The following is a 24,217-nucleotide window of genomic DNA, read 5'->3' as shown; positions in this document are numbered from 1 at the left end:
ACCTCGTTGGGGTCGAGCAGGCATGCTCTACATGTGCCCTCCCTGCCGTTTCAGCTGCCCTTTCCGCGCCGGACACCGCGCGCCGGCCACATGGTCGTCTGCGGGGACAACGCGCTCGCGCACCGGCTCGTCACCGAACTGGCCACGGTCTACGGCGAGCGGGTCACGGTCGTCCTGCCGTCCGTACGCCACCGCCACGGACCCCAGATCGCCGCCCTCGCCCGCCGCTCCGAGCTGGAGGTTTCGATCGTCGAGGCGGCGGAGCCGGACGACGGCGCGCTGATCGAGGCGGGTGTGGAGGGCGCCGCGGCGCTCGCGCTGACCATCGGCAACGACCAGGACAACATCCACGCCGCGCTGCGCGCCCGCCGCCTCAACCCCGAACTGCGGATCGTCGTACGTCTCTTCAATCGCAAACTCGGTCGGCATCTGGAGGCGCTCCTGGAGCGGGCCTCGGCAGTGCGGGCGCCCATGACGGACGCCCAGACGATCGAGGCGTCGACGACCGTGCTGTCCGACGCGGACACCGCGGCCCACTCGCTCGCCGCGGCCGCCGTCACCGGCACCACCAAGATCGTCCAGGCCGACGGGCTGATGCTGCGTGCCTCCGACCGCACCGCGGGCGAACGCGACAGCCGGGGCGCGCTGTGCACCCTCGCCCTGCACGCCACCTCCGACGACGAAGAGCCCCAACTCCTGCCGGACGACGAGACCCTGGCCCGTACGCACGCGGCGCATCCCGCCGTCGTCCTGGAGGCGCTCAGCCACCGCACGGACCGGACCCCGCCCGTATCGCGGCTGGCCGGATCCCTTCCGCTGGCCTCCTTCTTCTCCCGCAGGCTGCGCATCGCGACCGCCGGGCTCACAGGGCTGGTGGCGCTGCTCGCCATCCTCACCTGGCTGGTCACCCCCGCCGACCCGCTGAGCGCGTTCTACCTGTCACTCCTCGACGTCTTCGGCATCGGCGATCCGGCCGTGGGGGATTCCACGGGCCGTCAGATCCTGCAACTCCTCGCCGGACTGGCCGGGTTGATGATGCTGCCGCTGCTCTTCGCCGTCGTGCTGGAGAGCTACGGGTCCTTCCGCGCCGCCTCCTCCGTCCGCAGACCGCCGAGCGGTCTGTCCGGGCACGTCGTCCTGCTCGGCCTCGGCAAGGTCGGGGCCCGTGTCCTGGACCGGCTCTGCGAACTCGACGTGCCCGTGGTCTGCGTCGAGCGCGACCAGAACGCCCGCGGGCTGGCCATAGCGCGCAGCCGGAGGGTGCCGGTCGTCATCGGCGACGTCACCGAGGAGGGTGTCCTGGAGGCGGCCAAGATCCGGCGCAGCCGCGTTCTGCTCGCCCTCACCAGCAGCGACAGCACCAACCTCGAAGCGGTGCTCTACGCGCGGGAGATACGGCCCGATCTGCGGGTCGTCCTGCGGCTGTACGACGACAAGTTCTCCACGACCGTCTACCGCACGCTGCGGGACTCCTACCCGGGTGCCCTCACCCGCAGCCGCAGCGTGTCGGCGCTGGCCGGGCCCTCGTTCGCGGGGGCGATGATGGGGCGCCAGATCCTCGGCGCCATCCCGGTGCAACGCCGGGTGCTGCTCTTCGCGGCGATCGAGGTCGGCGGCCATCCCGAACTCGCGGGCCGCACGGTTGCCGAAGCGTTTCGCCCCGGTGCCTGGCGGGTTCTCGCGCTCGATGTGGCCGCCCCCGAGGACCGCACCCCCGACCTCTCGCTGCCGCTCCGGATCGACGCGGTACGCCGCGGGCCGGAGCTCGAATGGGACCTGCACCCCGGTTACGTCCTGCGGCCCGAGGACCGCGTCGTCATCGCCGCCACCCGGCACGGTCTGGGCCATCTGCTGCACCGCGGCCCGGCACCGGACGCGTCGCCGGGCCGGACCTCGCGGCGTGCTGCGGATCCCTTCCGCGCGGCGGATCCGGGACGGGACCCGGAGCGCGGGCGGAACGGGCGGCGTGACGCGTCCCCGGGCGCGGGCCCGGAGCCGGACCCGGGCCCGGAGCCGGGCGGGGCGCAACCGGACAGGAACGCGGATCCCGGATCGCGCTGAACGGCGTCGCCCGGCGCGGGAGGTCCCCGGCCGGGCGGTCCGTGAGGCGGTCGGCGCGATGTCCGATGATGCGGTGGATCAGCGGCGTTCGCGCGAGTGGCCGAAGAGGATCCGGTAGCCGATCAGCAGCACCAGGGCACCGCCGATGGCCGCGACCCAGGTCTCGGGATCGTAGAAGTCCTTCGACACCTTGCGGTCGAGGAACTGCAATGACAGCCATCCGCCGACGAAGGATCCGACGATCCCGATGAGGGTCGTGCCGATCAGCCCACCCGGGTCACGGCCGGGGAGAAGGACTTTGGCGATGACTCCGGCGATGAGTCCCAGGATGATCCAGCTGACGATGCTCATGTCGGCGTCCTCTCCATACAAACGCTGTTCCTTGCCCGGAGGTCTGTCCCGAACTCTGCCCCGAGTTCATGTCCGGACACTGAAAGGACGCTTTCTGTCGTCTCTATGGTTCGCCCGGTCAAGAAACGTACGCCTCAGCGCAAAAGTTGTGACACGTGGTGGCGTGCGATGACGCCGAGTAGCGTCATATGCGGATTGCGGTTTCCTCCGCAGCGCACCGTTGCGGCTTGTCCTGGACGAGGTCGAGGTGGCGAGGCCATGAAGGCGCATGTGGCGGACTTGCGGCGGGAGCGGTTGCTGGAGCTGCTCTTCGCGGCCGAGGACGTGCCCATACTGCGGCGGCGACTCACGGAGTGCGCGGCGCGCGCCGGTCTCGGGGAGCCCCGTCGCAGTGACTTCGTCCTCGCCGTTCACGAGGTGGCGTGCAATGCCGTCGAGCACGGCGGCGGGGCTGGACGTCTCCTCCTCTACCGCTGCGACGGCACCCTGCACTGCAGGGTCTCCGACCATGGGCCCGGCTTCACCGAGGAGGCCATCCCGCCCGATCCGCCCGGGCTGTGCGGCGGGGAGGGCGGCCGCGGACTGTGGCTGACGCAGCAGCTCACCGATCGCCTGGAGATCGCGGCCGGGGCGGTCGGCGCCGTGGTCACCCTGGCCATGGGCCTGCGCTGATCGCGGGAACCGTCCCCGCACTGCCGGCGCCACCCGCGCCCACCCCCGCCCCCGCTCACCGGCTACGGAGCGTGCTGCAGCGTGCCGACCGAATGTGTCCACGTACGGGACACGGGTTGGCGCTTGCTTGTACGGATCGACGCGCTCGCGCATGACCGAACGCCCCTTCGCAGTAAGGGGGTTGACTCTGCATCGCCGTCTCCAGGAGGGGAATCAGGAGGGGGAATGTCAGCCCCGGCTGCCAGAGTGGGCCCATGGAAGGAAACCGAGCGGACCGGATGCTGCGCGCCCGCGCCCAGCTTCTCGGCGGAGGGATCAGGGAGACGACCGTCGCCGGCGTGCTCGCACGCGTCCTCGCCGTGCAGGCCCAGGACCTCACCGCCGCCGGCCTCGGGCTGCGGGTCCGCGCCCGGGGCCTGACCGCGGCGGACGTCGCGCGGGCGACCGATGCCGAGCGGACCGCCGTACGCGGCTGGTACCTGCGCGGCACGCTCCAGCTCGTCCCGGCCGCCGACGCCCGCTGGCTGCTCGCCCTGTTCGGCCCCGTCTTCCTGCGGCTCGCCGCACGCCGGTTCCGCGAACTCGGCCTGGACGAGGCCCTGTGCGAACGCGCCGAGCGGCTCATCGCCACGGCCGTCGACGCCGAGGGGCCGCTGACCCGCGCTGAGCTCACCGACCGGCTGACCACCCTCGGCGTCGACCCCACGGGCCAGTCGGCGTACCACCTCATCCGCCGCGCCGCGTTGTCCGGCCGCATCTGCCACGGCCCGGAGAGAGCGGGGGAGGCCACCTTCGTCCTGCTCGACGACTGGCTCCCGGCCACCGGCCCGCTGCCCTGGCAGGGCGAGGCCGCGGAGGCCGAGCTTGCACGGCGCTATCTGGCCGCCTACGCACCCGCCTCCGTGCAGGACTTCGCCCACTGGTCGGGGCTGCGGCTCGCCGTGTGCAGACGGGCCTGGGAGTCCGTGACGGCGCGGGAGCCGGAGCCGGGTCCGCCGGGTCGCCCGGGGGACACGGATCCCGGCGCCACGGAGCTGCGCGGTGCGGGGCCGGACGTCCGGCTGATCCCGGCGTTCGACAACTACCTGGTGGGCTACCGCAGTCGGGAGCTGTCCGTTCCGGCCGAGCACGAACGCACGGTCCGACCGGGTGGCGGACTGATCCGCCCCACGGTTCTGGCCGACGGCTGGGCGGTCGGCACCTGGACTGCGCCGACCGCCCGACACTCCGCGGTGCGGGTCGAACCGTTCGGTGGAGACACCGGTGAATCCGCTCTCCCTCCGGAGGCGTTGAAGGGCATGGAGGCCGAAGTGGCGGATATCGCGCGCTACTTCGGGACGGAGGAGTCCTAGTCCGGGCGTTTAGGCGCAGAGCTGCCGGCCGGGACGAGCCGTCATAGCGAGGGCGGGGCGACGCGGGTGTACGTCCGTGCTGCGCTGCCTCCCGGTGTGGTCACCGTGACGGTGACCGAACCCGGCGTGCCCGCTGGGGCGATGGCGGTGATGTACGCGTCGGAGACGACCGTGAAGGCCGCGGGCGTACCGCCGAAGGTGACGGACTGCGCCAGTGTCAGTCCGGTCCCGCTCAGGGTGACCGTGTTGCCGCCCGTGGCGGGTCCGGAGGATGGCGCGATGGAGGCGAGGGTGGGGACGGCGGCGTAGATGTAGATGACCGTGGGCGCGCTGGTACCGCCCGGGGTGACGACCGTGACGGCGACGGCACCCGCGGGCGCCGCGGGCACGGTGGCGGTGATCTGGGTGTCGGAGACCACCGTGAACGACGGGGCGGGCAGGGTCCCGAACCTCACCGTCGTGGCACCGAGGAGGTTGCTTCCGGTGAGCGTGACCGTCGTACCGCCGGACACCGGACCCTTGTCCGGAGAGATCTGCGTGACGGCGGGAGTGCCGCGGTAGAAGTAGAAGACCGTGGGCGGGCTCGTACCGGCCGGGGTGGTGACGGTGACCGCGGCGGCGCCCGGGCATGCGGCGGGCGTCACGGCACTGATCTGGGTGTCGGACACGACCGTGAACGATGTCGCGGGTAAGGCGCCGAAACTCACCTGGGTGGCGCCGGTGAAGCCACTGCCCGCCAGGGTGACGGTCGTACCTCCGGTGGCTGGGCCCTGGGCGGGCGTGACGCCCGTGACGCTGGGGGCCGAAACGTAGGCGTACGGGAGGCCGTTGCTGGTGCCGCTGGGTGTGGTGACGGTGACTTGGACGGTTCCGGTTCCGGCGGGGGCGGTGGCGGTGATTTGGGTGGCGGAGATGACGGTGAAGGAAGAAGCCGTTGTCGTGCCGAATTTGACGGATGTTGCTCCGGTGAGGTCGGTGCCGGTGAGGGTGACGGTGGTGCCGCCGGTGGTGGGTCCTGAGGTGGGGCTGAGGGAGTTGAGTACGGGCGCGGGGACGGTGACGTAGGTGTAGGGGAGGCCGTTGCTGGTGCCGCTGGGTGTGGTGACGGTGACTTGGACGGTTCCGGTACCGGCGGGGGCGGTGGCGGTGATTTGGGTGGCGGAGATGACGGTGAAGGAAGAAGCCGCCGTCGTACCGAATTTGACCGATGTTGCCCCGGTGAAGCCGGTGCCGGTGAGGGTGACGACGGTGCCGCCTGCGGCCGGACCCGAGCTGGGGCTGAGGGAGTTGAGCACCGGGGCGGGGACGGCGACGTAGGTGTACGGCACGAACTGAGGGCTGACGCCGCCGGGTGTGGTGACGGTGACGGCGACCGTTCCGGAGCCGGGCGGGGCGGTGGCGTTGATCTGGGTGGGGGAGACGAGAGTGAAGGTCGGCGACAGTGCCGTACCGAACTTGACCGCGGTGGCGCCCGTGAAGCCGCTGCCGGTGAGGGTGACGACGGTGCCGCCTGCGGCCGGACCCGAACTGGGGCTGAGGGAGTTGAGCACCGGGGCGGGGACGGCGACGTAGGTGTACGGCACGAACTGGGAGCTGATGCCCCCGGGTGTGGTGACCGTGACGCCCACCGTTCCCGAGCCCGGCGGGGACACCGCCGTGATCTGGGTGTCGGAGTTGACCGTGAACGAACTCGCCGACGTGGCGCCGAACCGCACCTGCGTGGCGCCGGTGAAACCGTTGCCATTCACGGTGACGGCGCTTCCTCCGCCCGTCGAACCCGAGGACGGACTGATCGAGGTGACCACGGGCGCGGCCAGGGCGGCCGCGGCCGGTATCGGGTGCTTCGCGTCGCGTGACGGTTCGGACCTGCTCATGGCTGCTCTCCTAGGGGCGTGATGGCGCGGGCCCCGGCCGTCCGTGGCGGAGAACCGGCCGGAGCCCGCCGACGTGAGGGACCTTGTGGCGCCCCCGCTCGTGCGGAGAGATCCGGGGTGGTCCGCGCAGCGGTGCTCGGAGCGGTCGTGCGCGGTGCGGGGAGAGCCGTCAGCGGCCCGTGGTGCGACTGTGGGGCGATCCGCAGGCCGCCCGCGGTGACAGCGCGGGCGGCCTGCGGATCTGCGGCTGCCGATCTGCGGTGTGCGGACCGGATCAGATCCCGGGGCCGGCGACGTAGGTGAAGCCGTCGGTCTCGGTGTCGCTCCCGGCGGCGTTGGTGACGACGACGTCGACCGTTCCCGTCCCGGGGGGTGAAACGGCGGAGAGCGTGGTCGAGTTGATCACCGAGAACGGCGCCGCCACCGCGTCGAACGTGACCGACGAGGTGCTTCCCAGGTTGGTGCCGGTGATGGTCACCGCGGTGCCACCGGTCTCCGGGCCCTCGTCCGGCGCCACCGTGGTGATGGTGGGTACCCCGACGAAGGTGTACGACAGACCGTTGTTGCTGCCACCCGCGGTGGTGACGGTGACGCTCACCGGTCCGGCCGCGTGTGCCGGTGCGGTCACGGTGATGACGCTGTCCGAGACCACAGTCGGGGTGGCGTTGGTGCCGCCGAAGGACACATTGGTCGCGGTGCTCAGGCCCGTCCCGTTGAGGGTGACGGTGTTGCCGCCGGCCGTGGAGCCCGCCGCGGGGTTCAGCGACGACTTGAACGGCGACCCGACGTAGAAGAAGGGTATGGGGTTGCTGGTGCCGCCGGGGGTGGTCAGGGTGACGTCGACGGTGCCGCTGCCCGAGGGCGATGTGGCGGTGACCGTCGTGGGGTTGACGACGACGACGTCGGTGGCGAGCTTGGAGCCGAACCGGACGGCGGATGTGCCGGTGAGGTTGGTTCCGTTGATCGTGACCGCGGTGCCTCCGCCGGTCGATCCCTGGTTGGGTGTGATGGGCATGGGATACCTCCTGGTTGCCTGTGGATGGAGCGTGGAGCGGGCGGGGGAACCCGTCCGCCGAGTGAGGCCCGCCCGGGAGCGGGACGCGGGCAGTCGGGTGGTCAGCCCGAGCAGAAGGGCACGCTGCCGGCGGGGGCGCAGCTGTTCGGCGCGTTGTCCCTGACCGGCGTGCCGACGAGGTTCACCGAGCCGGACAGCTCGTAGATCCCCCCGCCTCCGACCGGATCGGTGGCCGTATTGCCCACCACGACACTTCCGTTGAGCGTCGAGGTGCCGGTGTCGTTGTAGAGGCCGCCGCCGACCCTGGCCCGGTTGTCGCGCAGGGTGCTGCTCGCCAGCGTCACCTCACCGGCGACGTTGGCGATGGCTCCCCCCGCCTCGATCCCGGGGGCGTCCCTGCCCCGGAAGGTGACCGTGACGAGATGCAGCTCACCGTTCTTCGTCCCGGTCCCGTCGACCTTGGCGATCCGGAACTCGGGAGAACCCGGGGCGCGGACGATGTCGGTGACCGATCCCCTGAGGGTGATCGGCGCGGTGATGTCCGGCAGCCCTGACGCCCCGTCGGCGCTGTGTGCCTGCGTGAGGGTGCAGGTGCAGAACGGGGAGAGGAACAGACCGTCCCCACCTGCGGTGTTGGCCGTCTCGATCGCGTCGGCCAGGGCGTCCTCGCTGCAGCCCACGAACTGTACGGCCCCGGCCCGGCCGGGGACGAGCGCAAGACCCGCCGCCAGGGCCATGGCCCCGAGGAGTGCGGGGAGTCTACGGGTGGCGCGCATGGGACTCCTTCGTGCCTGGAGGTACGAGCCGCACCAGTCGGTGCCGTGCTGGACGGCACCGACTGCTGGATCCAACGTCCTCCGCGGGGGAGCCTGCCCAGCGACGCGGCGGCTGGGAAGCCGGGCCGGCTCGGAAAGCCGGCGACGGGACCGCCGTGTCGTCACTCCTCCGGGAGGGTGGGCGGCCCGCCGGTGTGGATGAATTCAGCGAAGCACCGGCGGCGGGGGCCCACAAGAAAGGAACAATTAGTCATACCGGGTTTCCGAGGTGCGAGGTGAACGTCCGACGGGGTGTACCACCACGCGTACCACCGCGTGATTCCGCGTGCGCTCCCGAACCGAATCAGTGAGCGGTTCTCTCAGCGGTTCCTTCGGTGGTTCCTTCGGTGGTTCCTCGACCGATTCCCGGCGGGGAATTCCTCTCATCTCCCGGATGCGTACGGCGAGTTATGGCTGACTCTGCAGATGGTGCGCGGTGACTTCGGTGGCGAGTTCGACGCGGGAGCCGAGACTGAGCTTGGACAGAATATTGGAGACGTGCGTCTGCACCGTGCGGCGGGAGATGCGCAGGCGCGCCCCCACATCCGGGTTCGACAGGCCCTGGGCGACGAGCGAGGCGACCGCCACCTCGGTGTCGGTGAGGCTCTCCCAGCCGCTGGTGGGACGCCCGCGCAGGCCGCGGTGGCCTCTGCGGACCCCGAGGGCGCGCAGCCGCGACGCCGCGCGTGTGGCGTCCCAGGTGGCGTCCAGCCCGGCGTAGATGTCCATGGCCCGGTTCAGCGCCGACCGGGCATCGGGGAGCCGCCCCGCCTCGGCCAGGGCGGCGGCGACGTCCTCGTAGTACAGCGCCTGGAAGAGCACCCAGGGGAAACGGTCGTAGAAGTGCGAGGCGTCGAGCAGTGCGTCCGGGTCGTTGTCCAGCAGTCCGCGGCAATGGGTCGCGAATGCGGAAATGCCGTCCGGTACGCCGGTGGCCGCCCGGGATTCGACCGCTGCTGTCAACTCCCGTGCGAATTCCGTGTTTCCGGCATTGAGTGCGAGGCCCACCACCCTCGGCGCGAAGAATGCGAGCACCGAACTCATCACGGAGACAAAACCTTCGCCGACCAAGGCGAGACACCGGTCGAGTGCGCGCGCGGAGTCGCCCTCGGCCTCCTCCAACTGGCAGGCCGCCCACACGGCGAGATGGTCGAAGAAGAATTTCTGCGGGGCGGAGTCGGTCGCGTTCTCCGCCTCGTCCAGATGCGCTTTCGCGGTGACGAAGTCGTTGCGGTGCACCGCGATGACGGCCGCCAGGCTGTGCAGCGGCTTCGGCAGGGACTCGTTCGACGGCTCCAGTCCCGCCTGGATCTCGACCAGCGCGTCGTCCCACCGCCCGTCGGCGAACATCACCTGCGCCCGGGACAGGTCGCACAGCGGTACGTGGTCCCAGAGCTGCTTGGCGACCTGCTGGCTGAAGCCCATGGCCTCGTCCGCCTCCCGCGCGCGGGCGCGGGCCAGCAGGCAGTAGCCGCGGATGAGATGCAGCGGAATCTGCTTGTCCACGGGCGCGTTCTCGTCCCGGGCCATCCGCAGGGCGCGGTCGGCCCAGTCGAGGGCCACCAGGGTCTCGCCCCGCAGCAGATGCAGCAGGGCCAGCGTCTGGTACGCGTCCGACAGCGCGTTGATGTCCCCCAGGCCGAGCGCCTCCCGCTCCGCCTCCCGCGCCAGCTTCTCGGCCCGGTCCAGTTCGCCGAGGGCCAGCAGCACGACGGAACCGAACGCCTGCAGGCGTACGCTCTCGACCTCCGAGAGCGCGACCGAGTTCCGTGCGTGCTCGATCTCGGCCCACGCCAGCGCCGGATCCCCGGACACGTACGGGGCACGCGCCAGGATCCACCAGATGGTGCCCTCCGAGGCCAGGTCGTGGTGGTGGGCCAGGGCCCGGCGCGCCTGGTCCTCGGCCTCGACGGCCCGGCCCGAGCGCATCAGGGCGGCGGCGAGCAGGATGTGGAGGCGGCCGCGGCGGGGTTCTGTCGCGTCCGCGCAGTCCAGGGCGGGGCGCAGCAGTTCGACCGCCAGTCTCGGGACGCCGACCATGAGCTGTTCGCCGTTCTCGGCCAGCCAGTCGATCACCCGCGGGCTGCCCGAGGGCGTGCCCAGCGTCAGATGCTCGGCTATCAGCTCGGGCGGGGCGGAGGTTCCCGCGAGTGCGAGGCCGGCTTCCAGGTGGAAGGCAGCGCGCAGCGGACCGGGCAGGTCGTCGTAGAGGGCCTGGCGCACCACGGTGCGGCGGAAGGAGAAGCGTCCGCCCTTCTCGGCCAGTACGCCCGCGTCACGCGCGTCCATGAGGACACCCAGCACATCGTGCACAGGGCGGGCGGCGACGACGGCGAGGTCCTCCACCGTGATCCCCGAGCCGAGGACGGAGGCCACCCGCAGTACGGACAGGGACTCGGGGGAGAGGAAGTTCAGCCGCTGCAGCACCGCCGCTCGCAGGGACGGGGTCGTGGTCGGCACGCTCGCCTGCACCGTCCCGTCGGTGACCCGGATCGCGCCGCTCGCGGTGAACGTCTCGACGAGCTGCGTGACGTAGAGCGGGTTGCCCCCGGCGTCCTTCATCAGCCGCAGCAGGTCGTCCTCGGGGCGCGCGCCCAGCATGCGGGCCACCAGCTCCCGTACGGTGCCCTCGTCCAGGGGTTCCAGCGTCAGCACGGTCGCCCCCCGGGCCGGCAGTGTGCGGCGCAGCCGGTCGAGTTCCGGGCCGCCCGGTGGAGCGGTCCGGCACGCCCCCACCAGCAGGACGGGAAGCTGGGCGAGTGAGCGGCTCAGCTCGGCCAGCACCCGCAGGCTCGCCCCGTCCGCCCACTGCAGGTCGTCCAGCACCAGGGCCAGCGGCCCCGTCGCGCACAACTGGTCGACCTGGGCGAGGAAGGATTCTGTGAACGCGGCGTCCGCGGCCTCGACCCCGAGCGGCGTGCTGGTCCAGCCCGCACCGCGGATGAGGGCGTCCATCCCGGCGTCGCGGGTGTCGCTGGCGGTGGCCCGCGCACCCAGGCAGGTGGAGATGGCGGCGAAGGGGAGACGCTGGTCGATCTCGTCCGCCGCGCCGCTGAAGACGCGCAGGCCGAAGCGGTGCGCCTGGTCCTCGGCGTGCGAAAGCAGCGCCGTTTTGCCGATGCCCGGCTCTCCCTCGATGAGCAGGGCCCGGCCCACGCCGGTGGCGACCTCACGGGCGAGCCGTTCGACGGTGGCCGTCTCGGCCTCCCGGCCCACGAGACCCACGGGGACAACGACCACCCTGGTCTCCCTCCCTCCGGAGGCTGACCCGTCAAGTGTGCGATACCGCGCATTCACAGGCAAAACCGGAAACAACTCCTGTTACGGACCTCTCTGTGCCCGGAGTGTCACCTTCCGTGAAGAGTGCCCAGGTATCGGCGAAAACATCTGAAAAGTGGGAGTCTTATGATGATTCAGGGGGTGCCGGGACGACGCTCGGTCGGTGAGAGGGCGGCGGCTGCCCGGTATCGGGGCACAGATCGGTGGGCGACGCATGAGTGTGGCAACAACCGCGTTGGCAGGACGTTCCCAGGAGATGCGGGAACTCGACACCGCCGTCACGCGGGCCTCCTCCGGGCTCGGCCAGGCCGTCCTCCTGGAGGGCGAACCGGGCATCGGCAAGACCGCGCTGCTCCAGGCGGCCGCCGCCGACGCCCGCGAGAGCGGGATGCGCGTCCTCCACGGCGCGGCGGAGCAGCTCGAGCAACGCGTGCCGTTCGCCGCCATCGGGCGGTGTCTGGGCATCGACACCGCGTGGGCCGACCCCCAACTGCGCGCCCTGGCCGGGCAGATACGCGGAGAGGGCCGGCCCGACGTCATCCCCGGACTCGAAGCGGACTTCGCCACCGTGGAGGCGATCCTCGCCCTGCTCGACGACTGGTCGTCCACGGGCCCCGTCGCCCTGCTGCTCGATGACCTCCAGTGGGCGGACAACGGGACGCTCGTCCTGCTGCACCAGCTCGGCAAGTCCCTGCACAGCCTCCCCCTGGCACTGATCACGGCGTCCCGTCCCGCCGCTGCGGGCGACGAACTGGACCAGCTCCGTCACAGCCTGATCGGTCGCGGCGCGGTCCTGGTGGAGGTCGGGCCACTGGGCGAGCACGCCGTCTCCCAGATCGTGCGCGGTCTGCTCGGCGCGCCCGCCGGTCCGACGCTGCGCCGTCTGCTGCACGACGCGACGGGCAACCCGCTGTTCGTCACCGAGATTGTCGGAGCGCTGGAGCGGGAGCGGGCCATCCGTATCGCCCAGGGCACGGTGGAAGCCGACACGGCCGACGTACCCGCCTCGCTGGCCTCCGCCATCGTCGGCCGGCTGGACTGGGTGTCGCCGGAAGGGCTGGAGGTCCTGCGGACGGCTTCCCTGCTCGGCTCGGGCTTCACGGTGCCGGAGCTGTCGACCGTGACCGGCAAACCGGCGGCGGACCTGGTGGACTCGGTCATGGAGGTCGTCCGGTACGGCCTGCTGCGGGAGCAGGGGGAACGGCTCGTCTTCCGCCACGACTTGATCCGCCAGGCCCTGTACGAGGCGATCCCCGCGCGGGCCGCCTCCCACAGCGCCGTGGGCCGGGCACTGGCCCGAAGCGGTGCCCCGGTGGAACGCGTCGCCGAACACCTGCTGATGGGCGCGGGCACCGACGGGGCCGGCGGCGCGGCGACCGGCGGTGACGCGGTGGTCGACTGGGTCGCCGACCACGCCGCCGCGCTCACCCTGCGTGCGCCCTCCCTGTCCGTCGAACTGCTGCAGCAGACACTGAACGGCACCGCTGCGGACAACGAGCGGGCCGGCCGTCTGGACATCCTGCTGGCCTCGGCCCTGTTGTGGTCCGGGCGCGCCCCCGAGGTGCAGCCGCAGGCCGAAGAGGCCCTCCCGCATCTGTCCGACCCGGGGCAGAGGAGCGAACTGCTCTGGATCCTCGCTCAGGCGGACGTCGCGTGCGGCCGGCCGGACCTCGCCGTCCAGAGGGCCAGGGACGCGCTCGACTCCGGGACGCTGTCGCCCCCCGAGACCCGCCGGTACCAGGCGTTCCTGTCCACCTGCCTGTTCCGCTTCGGCCAGCTCGACCGGGCGCTGAACATCGCGGAGAAGGTACGGGTCGACGCGGTGCTGCACGGGGAGTACCACGCGATGGTCGACTCCCTACTGACGGTCGCGATCGTGAGGATGTTCCACGGCAACTACCGGGAGGCGATCGAAGCGGCCGATCAGGCCCTGCGGAACGCACCGGGACAAGCCGTGCCCGCCCACAGCCTGGTCGGCCTCTACATCATCCGCGGACGGAGCCTGTTCGAACTCGACCGGACCGCCGAGGCCCACCAGTCGATCGCCGCGGCCCTCCAACTCGGCGAGACCAGCGGGGGCATGCTGCTGACGCTGTGCCACGCCAGCCGCGCCTCCTTCATGTTCCACGCCGGCCGCTGGGACGACGCGCTGGCCGAGGCCCAGGTCGGCATCGAACTGCCGGACCACCTCAGCACGCCTCGCGCGATCCACGGCCTGATGGCCCTGATCGCCGGATTCCGGGGGGACTTCGCGACCGCCGACGAGCGGCTCGCCGCGGCCGATGCCGCGACCTCGTCCTCCACCACCACCCCGTACGTGGAGTATCTGCCGCGCTGGGCACGGGAGTTGCGGCTGGAGTCGCAGGGCCGCAAGGAAGAGGCGCTCGCCGATCTGCTGGAGGGATGGCGGCGCGGCTTCGGTCCGGTCCAGGGAGTCGGACTGCTCTTCCGGGCCGCCGACCTCGTACGGCTCGCCCTGGACCTCGGCGACACCGGTACGGTGCGCGAGGTCATCGAGGAAGCGGAGCGGATCGACGACACGGAGCGCACCACCCGGCGCGCCCGCGCGATCATCGCCCACTGCCGCGGGCTGGCCGACCGCGACCCCGAGACCCTCGCCACGGCCGCCGACTACTACCGCGAGACGCCCTGGCTGCTCTCGCGCGGGCAGTACTACGAGGACGTCGCCGCCGTACTCGCGGGCGCCGGGCGCCTCGATGAGGCCCGAACCGAACTCGGCCAGGCGATCGACGTCTACGTCCAGATGCGCGCCGACTGGTGCATCTCCTGCGCGGAGGAACGACTGGAGGCGGCGGGCCTGCCCAGACGGCGCACCGACCGCAGGCGGCGCCCGGCCAGCGGCTGGGAGGCCCTCACGGACACCGAGCACAAGATCGCGGCGCTGGTCGCCGAAGGGCTGTCCAACCCGGCGATCGCGGCCCGGATGTTCATCTCGCGGAGAACCGTGCAGTCGCACGTCTCCAGCATCCTCGGGAAGCTCGGCCTCACCTCGCGCGTCGAACTGGCGACGGCCGTCACCCGGCAGCGCTGACCGTACGGCGGGCCCGCGCGTTGCCGGGCCACCCCGGCGCCGTACGGTGCGGGGCCCACCCCGCGGCATACCGTGCCGGACCACCCGGCGCCGTACGGTGGTCCATGCCGAACCCTCAGACGTGGCGGGCGATTTCGACCGCGATCTCCACGCGTGAGGTCAGGGCGAGCTTGCGCAGGATGATCGACACATGGGACTGCACGGTCCTGCGCGAGATGAAGAGCTGCGAGCCGATCGCCGTGTTCGACAGCCCCTCGCCCACGAGCGCGGCGACATTGCGCTCCGTCTCGGTCAGAGCGCCCCAGCCGCTGCTGGGGCGGTGCGCGCGGCCGCGCCGGCCGCGCACCACGCCCGCGGCGCCGAGCCGCGCCTCGGCCTGCGCCATGCACCGGTCGGCCTGGAGGAGGGAGTAGAGGTCCGCCGCACGGTCGAGTTCCGTACGCGCCTCGTTCGCCCGTCCGGCTCCGGCCAGTACGGCCGCGCAGTCCTCGTGGTACTGGGCGCGCGACAGCAGGCGCGGCGAACGCTCGTAGTGGCCGGAAGCCTCGGCCATCAGCAGGGGGTCGCCGTCCACCAGTCCCTGGCAGTGCAGCGCGATCGCACGGGTTCCCGGGGCCGAGCCGTCCGTGCCGGCGAGCCGCTGCTCGAAGGCCACGACGTCACGCGCCACGTCCCTTTCGCCGAGCGAGAGCGCCAGCCGCACCAAGTCGGCCGCCCGGAAGGGCAGTCCGGCGCCGGTCATCGCCCCGAAGCCCTGCTCCCAGCCCTTCAGCAGATCATCGAGCGCCTCCCGGGGACGGCCGTCCGCCTCATGCATGATCTGGGCGGCCCAGCGCGGCAGATACTCGTGGACCGGCGTGGTGGGCGTCCTCGGCGCACGGTCCGCCGCCTCCAGGCGCTCCCGCGCCGTGTCGAGATCGCCGCGGAGCGCGGCGATCAGCGCGGCCAGCCCGTCCACCGCCCGCGGTACGCCCAGGAAGCCGGGGAGGTCCCGCCCCGAGTCGAGCACCGCCAGCGCGTCGTCCCACCGTCCCGTGTGGAACATGAACAGGCTCCGGCCGACGTCGCAGAAGCCGAGCAGCACACTGCCGTTCCGCTCCGCGAGCCGCCGTGCGGACTCCATGGCCTCCTCCGCCTCCCCGGAGCGGTCGAGGCCCATGAGACTGAAGGCACGCGTCGTGTGGAGGGCGATCACCCGGTCGCTGTGCACATGCTCGGCACGGGCGATCCTCAGCCCCTGGTCCGAGTCCTCCAGGGCGGTGCGGGGCAGTCCGCGCAACTGGGCGACGGCCGCCAGCGGGTGCAGGGCGTCCACGAGCGGGGCCGTCAGCTGCAACTCCCCGGCCTCGGCCCGTACCCGTTCCGCCAGATCGACGGCCCGGTCCATGTCGCGGACGTGGAGCAGGGAGATGGCGAGGAGCGCCTCCAGCCCGAGTGTCTCGGCGGTGCTCAGCCCGCCCGTCGCGAGCGCCTCGCGCACCCGCTCCGCGCCGAGGTCGGGCCGCCCCCGGGCCATGCACGCCCGGCCGAGCAGCCCCAGCAACTCCCGTTTCCGCGCCGCGTCATGGGCCTCCGCGAGCGCCTCCTCGGCACGCTGCTCGGCCTCGGAGGCACGCCCCGTCCACAGCAGGCTGGACGCCAGCAGGACCCGGAGCCGGGCGGTACGCGGATCGTGCGGAGCCATCACGGCCAGGGTGGCCTCGAGCAGTTCGACCGCGAGGCCCGGGGCGCGCAGCGTGAGGGCCCGGGCGTTGCCGAAAACCCAGTCCGGCAGGGTGTCCTCGCCCGAAGGCGCCCCCAGCAGCAGGTGCTCGGCCACCCGCTCCACGGCCGTACCGCTGCGGGCCAGGGCGCGGCCGACCGCCGCGTGGGAGGCGGCGCGCGCCGGGATGCCGTCGTACAGGGCCTGCCGGATCAAGTCGTGGCGGAAGACGAGCCGTTCGCCCTGTTCGGTCAGGACGCCGTAGCGCACGAACTCCAGAATGGGCTCGATCAGCCGGGCCGGCGCAAGACCCGTGACCGCCGAGAGTTCGACGACGGTGAATCCGGATCCGAGGATCGAACCGGCCCGCAGGATCTCCTGGCCCTTGGGGGAGACCCAGTCCAGCCGGCCCACGATGGCGGAGAGCAGCGAGGCGGGTGCGTCACCGCCGCGCACCTCCGCCGTGCCTCCGGACGCAACGATCGCCTCGTCCCGCTGCAGCGCGGCGAGGAGCTCGGTGACGAAGAGGGGATTGCCCGCTGCGCCGCCGAGCAGCCGGCGCAGGCCCGGACCGGCGGGAGCGCCGAGCAGCCCCTCCGCCAGCTCGCCCACGGCCGTCTCGTCCAGCGGGCCGACGGTGACGCCGTGCGCGCCGCTCGTCGCCAGACTGCGCCGCAGCCGGTCCAGCTCCCCGCCCGGCACGGGGCGGCTGGCGCACACGACCAGCAGGGGTACGGTGCCCAGCGACTTTCCGAGGCGGTGCAGCAGCAGGAGCGTCCCGCTGTCCGCCCAGTGGAGATCGTCCACGACCAGGGCCACCGGGCCGGCCGTGCACCACTCGTCCAGCAGACCGAGGACGGCCTCGGCCGTCGCGAAGTCCGCACCGGGGGACCGGTCGGCGACGGACCCGCCCTCGGGGCGGACGAGCCGGGCGAGCGCGGCCGCCTGCCCGTCCGCGCGCCCGGACGTCCCCGTATCGAGGCTGCGGGTCGGCGTCCCCGTATCGAGGCTGCGGGCGATGGCGGCGAACGGTACGCGGCGCGACAACTCCTCGCCCGCACCCTCCAGGACGCGGAAGCCGGTCTCCCGCGCGCGGGAGACCGCCGCGTCGAGCAGGGCGGTCTTGCCGATGCCCGGCTCTCCCTCCACCAGCACGGCCTGTCCGAGCCCCGCCGCGGCAGCGGTGATCGCCGTCTCCAGGAACTGCAGCTCCTCGGAACGCCCCGGCAACCCGGCCTCGCGCATCCGCACCTTCGCCATCGCTCCGCCGCCCCTTCGCGCACCGTGGCCGTGTGCCGCGGCAGCCCCTCCATCCACGCTAGACCGGAGCCGTCGGGCGCGACGGAACACCGGGGAGTAGCCCGGCATCCTCACACTTCGTGTCGTACGTGGCACGGAAAGCGAGGAGGGCGCTCGTGGAACACCTCGCCGGCGGCCCTCGTCCGGGCGGAGACGAGGACCACCGGGAGGGGTACGAAACCCCCGGGGTTCCGCGCTCCTGCTATCCGCGCTCCACCACACCTCGGGGGATGGCCGGGATGCAGTCGGGGCCGTCACCCGGCGCGAGCCCGACCTGCCAGATGGCCAGGCCCTTGTCCGGTTCCGTCTTCGCGAGCGGGAACCCGAGGGTCAGGGTCGTGTCCTCCGGAATCAGGTGCGGCCGGATGTAGGCGACGAGCTTCCCGTGCTCCTCCGTGATCCGGTACTCGCGGCCGTCGGTCAGGTCGTCGAGCTTCTTGTCCGTGGAGGCGGACGGCGTTGGCTCTCCGCTCGGCTCTTCCGTCGGTTCACCGCTCGGCTCACCCGTGGGCTCTTCCGTCGGCTCTCCGGTCGGTTCACCCGTCGGGTCCGGATCCCCGCTCCCCGAGGGATCGGGCCGCCCGGTCGGGCAGTCGGGATCGCCCGCGTACACGCGAGCGGGCACGCCCATGCTCTCCAGGTCCTTCCGCATCCCGTCGATGTCCGGCCTGCCGGAGGGGTCCTCGATCGTCAGCTTGACGACGCCGGTCTCCTTGCGCTCCACCGTGTAGGCGGCGTTGACGATCCGCGCCCGTGAACCGCCGTCCTCCGCACGGGAGTCGGCGGCGGTACCACCCGAACCGCCCGGCCCGGTCTGCCCGATGAGGACCGCCGTGCCCACCATGGCCACCGCCACGCCCGCGGCCAGCCCGACCCGGAGTACGCGCCCCCGTGCGCTCGGTTCCGCGGGAGCGAAGGCCGCACTCTTCGCGGCGTCCGCTTGCGCGGGCTGCTGCGCGATACGGGTCTTGAGTTCCTGGAGCAGCCGCTCCTCGAAGCGTCCGGTGTTCATGAGGCCTCCAACAGCGACCGAAGGGATGGGGCGGTGTCCCCGTCGATGGACGGGGCGGGGGCACGGCGTACGGCCTGGCGGGCCCGGTGCAGCCGTACGCGCGCCGCCACCGGATTGATGCCGAGCACGCGGGCGGCCTCGGCGACGGACAGCCCGTCGACCGCCACCAGTTCGAGCAGGTCGCGGTGGCCGGAGGGCAGGGCGGCGATCTGCTCGAGCAGGCCGCGGCAGGCCCGTTCCGCGTCGATCCGCTCCTCCAGCCGCGCGATGTCCTCGCTCTCCAGCAGCCGGTGTCCGGCGACACGGCTCTCGGCGGACCAGGCACGCGCGGCACGCCGGTTCTCGGACGCGACGACGTTGCGGGCGATGCCGTGCAGCCATGCCGACGGGCTGCCCCATTCGGCCCGGTAGCCGGAGGCCGCGGATATCGCCGCGACGAAGACATCGGCCACCAGGTCGGCGGCAGCGTGGGGATCCCGGGTGCGCCGGGTCGCGTAGCGGAGCACCGCCTGCACATGTTCGCGATAGAACGCCTCGAAGGCCTCCGGATCCTCCCCGATCCGCGCCGTGTCGTAGTCGCCCGGCGGATGTCGCATCTCGACTCCCTTGTCTGTCGGCAGCTTTCACCGGTCCTTGGCGCGGGGCGGCCGAGGCGTTACACGGGGCAGCCAACAAGGCGGAGATGCGCGCCGCATCGGGCGGGCGTACTCAGTTCGGGCGGGAGGGGGCCGGGTTCAGCGCACGGTGCTCGACGCCGCGAGGGCTTCGAGGCAGGCGGCGACGGCGGGGCGGTCGCCCGTACCGCGCCGTACGGCGGCTTCGATGGCGCGGGTCAGCCCGGGGATGTCGACGGTGCGCGCGACGAGGCCGGGCGGCAGGGCAGCGGCGGCCAGGCCGGGGACGAGGACCGCCCCGGCGCCGGTGGCGGCGAGCGTGAGCATGGCGGCGAAGCCGGAGCACGTATGCCGCACCTGCGGTGTGAAGCCGGCGTGGCGGCAGGCGAAGAGGGTCGCGTCGTGGCAGGCGGTGCCCTCGGACGCGGTGATCCACGGGGTGTCCGCCAGCGAGGCGAGGGCCAGCGGTTCGCCGCCGTCCCCTTCCGTGCGGTGCCCCTCCGCGGCGGCCGGATGCGCCGCGGGCAGGACCACCAGGAGGGGATCGGTGAGCAGGTGGTGGGTGTCGAACCCCTGGGGGGCGGGCGTGCCGAGATGGGTGTAGCGGTAGACGACGGCGAGGTCGGCGCGCCGCTGCCGCAGCGCGGGAAGGCTGCTCTCCGGCTCGGCTTCGGTGATGTGCGGCGTCAGCCCGGGGTGGCGGCGGGCGAGGGTCTCCAGCAGGGGCGCGATCAGCGGTGCCACGCCACTGGTGAAGCAGGAGACGCGTACGGGCCCGACGGCTTCCGCGGCAGGTCGCGTAAGCCGGGCATGGGCGCGCTCCAGGGCGGCCAGGACGGCTTCGGAGTCCTCCACCAGCCCCTGACCCGCGGAGGTGAGGCGGATCCCGCGTCCCTCGCGGAGCACCAGGGCGACACCGGTCTCGGCCTCGAGCTGCTTGAGCTGCTGGGAGACGGCCGAGGCGGTCACGCCGTGCAGCTCCGCGACGGCGGTGACCGTCCCGTACTCCGCCAGATCGCGCAGCAGGACCAGGCGCCGGACATCAAGCATTAGCACAGCTTAAACGCTGTTGAAGTTCATGTAGCTGGACGCGAGGTCGGGGGCCGAGGCAGGCTGCGCGGGTACTGCCCGAACTGGTATTCCCCGGGAGAATGCGTGCGCGCCACCGTCATCCATGGCCCCAAGGACCTGCGGGTCGAGCAGGTCCCCGACCCGCGGATCGAGCAGCCGACCGACGCCGTCGTGCGCGTGACGCACGCCTGCATCTGCGGCAGCGACCTGTGGGCGTACCGCGGTGTTGCGGAGCGGCAGCCGGGCCAGCGCATCGGGCACGAATTCCTCGGCGTCGTCGACGAGGTGGGCGCCGGGGTGACCGGACTGCGCGCCGGCGACCGCGTCCTGGCGCCCTTCGTCTGGTCGGACGGGTCCTGCGAGTTCTGCGCCGAAGGACTCCACACCTCCTGCCCGGAGGGCGGCTTCTGGGGCGAGCCGGGTTCGGACGGCGGTCAGGGTGAGGCGGTGCGGGTGCCGTACGCGGACGGCACGCTCGTCACGCTGCCCCGCGATCTCGACGAGCCGCTGCTGCCCGCCGTACTGGCCCTGACGGACGTGATGTCGACCGGGCACCACGCGGCGGTCGCCGCGCGGGTCCGGCCGGGCGCGACCGTCGCCGTCGTCGGCGACGGAGCGGTCGGGCTGTGCGGTGTGCTCGCCGCCCGCCGCCTGGGCGCCGAGCGGATCATCGCCCTCGGCCGGCACACCGAACGGACCACGATCGCCCGCGAGTTCGGCGCCACGGACGTCGTGCCCGAACGCGGCGAGGAGGCGGTGGCGGCCGTACGGGACCTGACCGGTGGCACCGGTGCGCACGCCGTGCTGGAAGCCGTCGGCACCGAGGAGTCGATGCGCACGGCGATATCCATCGCCCGCGACGGTGGCGCGGTCGGTTTCGTCGGCGTCCCGCACGGCGGCAGCGCGGGCGTCGACATCGGGCAGATGTTCGGCCGCAACGTCGCGCTGTGCGGCGGGGTGGCCCCGGCGCGCGCGTACATCCCCGAACTGCTCCCGGACGTCCTCGCCGGACGCCTGGACGCCTCGCCGGTCTTCGACCTCACGATCGGCCTGGACGAGGTGCCGGAGGGCTACGCGGCGATGGACGAACGGCGCGCGCTGAAGGCCATGGTCCGCCCGTGACGCCCGGATGACGCCTCATGGCGCGTTTCATGGCGCCGTTCCATGGCGCGTTCCATAGCGCCCTCGTGACGTCCACGGGGGCCATGACAACGGACAATTGCCCCACGACATCGACCCTTTGGAGGACGACCGGTGTGTGAGATCCAGGAGTACCCGTGCGCGTCGTGATCGCGGGAGGCCACGGACAGATCGCCCTGCGTCTGGGCCGGCTGCTGAGCGGACGGGGTGACGCGGCCGTCGGCCTGATCCGCAACGCCGCCCACGCGGCCGACCTGCGCGAGGCGGGTGTGGAGCCGGTGCTCTGCGATCTGGAGACGGCCACGCCCGGGGAACTCGCGGCCCATCTGCGGGGCACGGACCCGGCGCACCGCGCGGACGCCGTCGTCTTCGCGGCGGGCGCGGGACCGGGCAGCGGTGCCCGGCGCAAGGACACCGTGGACCGCGCGGCCGCCGTCCTGCTGGCCGACGCCGCGGTACAGGCGGGCGTCCGCCGCTACGTGATGGTCTCCACGCGGGGCGCGGGGAGCGAACCGCGCCCCGGGCTGGACGAGACCGGCGTCGCGTACGTCCGCGCCAAGACGGCGGCGGACGCGTACGTGATGTCCCAGGACCTCGACTGGACGATCCTCCGCCCGGCGGCCCTGACGAACGCCCCGGCCACGGGCACGGTCCGCCTCACAGCGGAACGCGGCCCGGGCGACGTCACCCGCGACGACACGGCCTCGGCCCTCCTCGCCCTCCTGGACACCCCGTCGACCCGGGGGCTGACCCTCGAACTGGCCCAGGGCGAGACCCCGTTGGCGGAAGCGGTGTCCGCCTGTGCGAGGGACAGGACGGGAGCACGGCAGGAGTAGACCGGGACCCGGTCGAGCGGGTCCGGCGCGCGATGGGTGGGCGCCCTCTCTCCAGTGGACAGAGGGCGCCCACCCTCGGAGAATTGGAAGTGTCGGCGAGCAGTGACTCGGCGGCGCCTGACCCGTCGGCCGCGTGCATACTGCGCCGCATGAGGAGGCGCCATGACACTCCGCATCGCCACCTTCAACGCAGAGAACCTCTTCCGCCGGCCCCGTGTCTTCGGGCTGGAGGACCAGGCGGAGCGGCGCGAGATCCTGGAGGACTTCTCCGCCCTCGTCTCCGTCCTCGACCACGAGACGTACACGGCCGAGGACAAGGACGCCATCGTCGGGATTCTCGAGAAGTACGACGTCCACAACTCCCAGTCCAGGACACGCCCCTTCGTGGTGAACGAGACGCGCGGAGGCGCCAAGCTCTTCAAGGTCAAGCAGGGCGGCGCCATCGAGATCGTCGCCAAGGGACGGCCGAACTGGGTCGGCTGGGCGGAAATGGTCCGCGACGACCTCAACTGGGAAGCCGTACAGAACACCGGCCGTCTGATCGCCGAGATCGACGCGGACATCCTGCTCACGGTCGAGGTCGAGGACCGGCTCACCCTGGACCGGTTCAACGAGCAGGTGCTCAATGACCAGATGGGCGCCAAGCGCTACCCGTTCAACATGCTGATCGACGGCAACGACAGCCGCGGCATCGACGTCGGTCTGTTCAGCCGCAGGCCCATCGACTGCATACGTTCGCACATCTTCGACACGGCATCGGGCCGTACGGTCTTCAGCCGCGACTGCCCGGAGTTCGAGGTCGAACTCCCGGACGGAAAGCCGCTGTGGATTCTCGGCAATCACTTCAAGAGCAAGGGCTTCGGCAAGGCGGCGGACAGCGCGAACAAGCGCAAGATGCAGGCCAAACAGGTCAGAAAGATCTACGAAGCCGCCCTTGAGCGCTCGGCGCGCGTCGTGGTCGCCGGAGATCTCAACGACACCCCGGACAGCGACCCGATCGAACTCCTCCTGTCCGCGGGCCTGCAGGACGCCATGAGCCACTCCAGCTACACGGGAGCCCCCGGCACGTACGGAACGGGCCAGTCGCTCAGGCAGAAGATCGACTACCTGATGCTCTCCCCGGACCTCTTCGACCGGGTGCAGGCGGTGGACGTGGAACGCCGCGGGATCTGGGCGCCCCACACGTTCAAGTCCTTCGAAACGGTCACGTCGAAGGCCACTCAGGCCTCCGACCACGGCGCGCTGTTCGCAGACCTGGAGATGTGAGCCGCAGGCGTCACTCGTTCTCCGGGCTGTGGCCGGATGCCCTCCCTGGCTGAAGGTCGCCCGGCCGGGTGCCGACCGGGGCGCCCTTCAGCCATGCCGCGCCTCTCCGGGGGTCAGCCCCAGTCGCAGCCTGTGCCGTCGCCGTCGCGGTCCAAGTGCCGGCCGTACCCCGGATCGCCGACATGGACGGGGGCGGCACCGGCGGCCCGGGCCGCAGAACAGTTCAGGTAGTACACGGACGAGCCGCCGGTGCTGCTGCCGCCGCTGCCGTAGGCGGGTTCGGCTGTGGGGGTGGTCCGTACGGTCCTGGAGGCCCTGACGGTGACCGTCGTGGCCGGCTCCGGCTCCGGTGTCGCCGTGGCGGTCTCGGTGACTGTCGCGGTGACCGTGGCTTTGGGCAGGGGACTGTCGGTCACCGGCGCGGTGTCCGTCCGGGTGTTACCGCTCGCTCCCGCCCCGATCCCGATGAAGAAGGCGAGACAGAGCCCGGGCAGGACGAACCGCTTGCGTGCCCATTTCGGCGCCGTCCGTGGTGTTGCCGGTATTTGGTACGGATTACTCATGGTCCCCCCTGGATTTCAGGTGAGAAGAAGGTAGTTCCCTCCTGTAGGGCTTTGTGATGCTTCTGGAGGTAGTGACTTGTCCGTGACCCTCCGTCGGATTCATGCGTCGGAACGCGCCCACCGCATGCCTGAGGATCCGTCACGCCCGGGGCCTGGGAAGGGCATCGCCATGGGGGGGAGCTGAACCCCATGGCGGGTCGCCGCCCCCCCCGGGCGTAGCCGATGGTGGCAACTGGACTGCGG

Annotated in this window: 17 protein-coding genes; 7 read left to right on the top strand and 10 right to left on the bottom strand. The window is 72.1% G+C overall.

From position 1 onward, the window contains the following. The first annotated feature begins 90 nt into the window (after positions 1–90). Positions 91–2,061, top strand: coding sequence for an NAD-binding protein (locus tag ACGFNH_RS04175; RefSeq protein WP_393651506.1), 1,971 nt, complete (start codon positions 91–93; stop codon positions 2,059–2,061). Positions 2,062–2,139: 78 nt separating this feature from the next. Here ACGFNH_RS04175 and ACGFNH_RS04170 read toward each other — a convergent pair whose 3' ends face one another. After that, complete coding sequence (locus ACGFNH_RS04170) at positions 2,140–2,412, bottom strand: GlsB/YeaQ/YmgE family stress response membrane protein (protein ID WP_393651409.1); 273 nt, start codon at positions 2,410–2,412, stop codon at positions 2,140–2,142. A 258-nt stretch (positions 2,413–2,670) separates the two neighbouring features. On the opposite strand from ACGFNH_RS04170, the gene ACGFNH_RS04165 reads away from it, so the two are divergent. Next, positions 2,671–3,084, top strand: a complete 414-nt coding sequence (locus ACGFNH_RS04165; protein WP_393651408.1) for an ATP-binding protein — start codon at positions 2,671–2,673, stop codon at positions 3,082–3,084. Positions 3,085–3,338: 254 nt separating this feature from the next. Further along, the gene (locus ACGFNH_RS04160; protein ID WP_393651407.1) at positions 3,339–4,436 is read left to right on the top strand and encodes a winged helix DNA-binding domain-containing protein; all 1,098 of its coding nucleotides are present in this window, start codon (positions 3,339–3,341) and stop codon (positions 4,434–4,436) included. A gap of 41 nt (positions 4,437–4,477) precedes the next feature. Here ACGFNH_RS04160 and ACGFNH_RS04155 read toward each other — a convergent pair whose 3' ends face one another. The 4 genes from ACGFNH_RS04155 to ACGFNH_RS04140 form a co-directional block, all read right to left on the bottom strand. Further along, the gene (locus tag ACGFNH_RS04155; RefSeq protein ID WP_393651406.1) at positions 4,478–6,310 is read right to left on the bottom strand and encodes an IPT/TIG domain-containing protein; all 1,833 of its coding nucleotides are present in this window, start codon (positions 6,308–6,310) and stop codon (positions 4,478–4,480) included. Positions 6,311–6,584: 274 nt separating this feature from the next. After that, positions 6,585–7,325, bottom strand: coding sequence for an IPT/TIG domain-containing protein (locus tag ACGFNH_RS04150; RefSeq protein ID WP_393651405.1), 741 nt, complete (start codon positions 7,323–7,325; stop codon positions 6,585–6,587). A 101-nt stretch (positions 7,326–7,426) separates the two neighbouring features. Then, entirely contained in the window at positions 7,427–8,101 is a 675-nt protein-coding gene (locus tag ACGFNH_RS04145) for a hypothetical protein (protein ID WP_393651404.1), read from the bottom strand. A 447-nt stretch (positions 8,102–8,548) separates the two neighbouring features. Then, a complete protein-coding gene (locus ACGFNH_RS04140; RefSeq protein WP_393651403.1) occupies positions 8,549–11,380 on the bottom strand; it encodes an ATP-binding protein in 2,832 nt (943 codons plus the stop codon). A 253-nt stretch (positions 11,381–11,633) separates the two neighbouring features. On the opposite strand from ACGFNH_RS04140, the gene ACGFNH_RS04135 reads away from it, so the two are divergent. Further along, complete coding sequence (locus tag ACGFNH_RS04135) at positions 11,634–14,471, top strand: ATP-binding protein (RefSeq protein ID WP_393651402.1); 2,838 nt, start codon at positions 11,634–11,636, stop codon at positions 14,469–14,471. Between the two features lie 115 nt (positions 14,472–14,586). Here the strand turns inward: ACGFNH_RS04135 and ACGFNH_RS04130 are convergent, their stop codons facing one another. From ACGFNH_RS04130 to ACGFNH_RS04115, 4 genes are all read right to left on the bottom strand, one after another. Then, positions 14,587–17,433, bottom strand: coding sequence for an AAA family ATPase (locus tag ACGFNH_RS04130; RefSeq protein ID WP_393651401.1), 2,847 nt, complete (start codon positions 17,431–17,433; stop codon positions 14,587–14,589). Between the two features lie 241 nt (positions 17,434–17,674). Continuing rightward, positions 17,675–18,484: a PT domain-containing protein gene (locus tag ACGFNH_RS04125; RefSeq protein ID WP_393651400.1), complete on the bottom strand. Its 810-nt coding sequence runs from the start codon at positions 18,482–18,484 to the stop codon at positions 17,675–17,677. Further along, positions 18,481–19,080 carry an RNA polymerase sigma factor gene (locus tag ACGFNH_RS04120; protein ID WP_393651399.1) on the bottom strand — a complete coding sequence of 200 codons (600 nt, stop codon included), beginning with the start codon at positions 19,078–19,080 and terminating at the stop codon, positions 18,481–18,483. Before ACGFNH_RS04120 ends, ACGFNH_RS04125 begins: the two co-directional genes overlap by 4 nt. Before the next feature lie 138 nt (positions 19,081–19,218). Further along, positions 19,219–20,148 (bottom strand): LysR family transcriptional regulator, encoded by a 930-nt coding sequence (locus ACGFNH_RS04115; protein WP_393651398.1) that lies wholly within the window; start codon positions 20,146–20,148, stop codon positions 19,219–19,221. A 105-nt stretch (positions 20,149–20,253) separates the two neighbouring features. On the opposite strand from ACGFNH_RS04115, the gene ACGFNH_RS04110 reads away from it, so the two are divergent. The 3 genes from ACGFNH_RS04110 to ACGFNH_RS04100 all read left to right on the top strand — a co-directional run bounded on the left by ACGFNH_RS04110 (position 20,254) and on the right by ACGFNH_RS04100 (position 23,411). Further along, positions 20,254–21,291, top strand: coding sequence for a zinc-dependent alcohol dehydrogenase family protein (locus tag ACGFNH_RS04110; RefSeq protein ID WP_393651397.1), 1,038 nt, complete (start codon positions 20,254–20,256; stop codon positions 21,289–21,291). A 155-nt stretch (positions 21,292–21,446) separates the two neighbouring features. After that, complete coding sequence (locus ACGFNH_RS04105) at positions 21,447–22,145, top strand: NAD(P)H-binding protein (RefSeq protein ID WP_393651396.1); 699 nt, start codon at positions 21,447–21,449, stop codon at positions 22,143–22,145. Positions 22,146–22,307: 162 nt separating this feature from the next. Next, positions 22,308–23,411, top strand: a complete 1,104-nt coding sequence (locus ACGFNH_RS04100; RefSeq protein ID WP_393651395.1) for an endonuclease/exonuclease/phosphatase family protein — start codon at positions 22,308–22,310, stop codon at positions 23,409–23,411. Between the two features lie 113 nt (positions 23,412–23,524). Here the strand turns inward: ACGFNH_RS04100 and ACGFNH_RS04095 are convergent, their stop codons facing one another. Beyond that, positions 23,525–23,974, bottom strand: a complete 450-nt coding sequence (locus tag ACGFNH_RS04095; protein WP_393651394.1) for an excalibur calcium-binding domain-containing protein — start codon at positions 23,972–23,974, stop codon at positions 23,525–23,527. Positions 23,975–24,217 lie beyond the last annotated feature (243 nt).

It is taken from the genome of Streptomyces sp. NPDC048639, from assembly GCF_043199075.1.
Taxonomy (GTDB): domain Bacteria; phylum Actinomycetota; class Actinomycetes; order Streptomycetales; family Streptomycetaceae; genus Streptomyces.
Note: the sequence above shows the minus strand (reverse complement) of the source record. Positions and strands in the feature narration are given on the sequence as shown.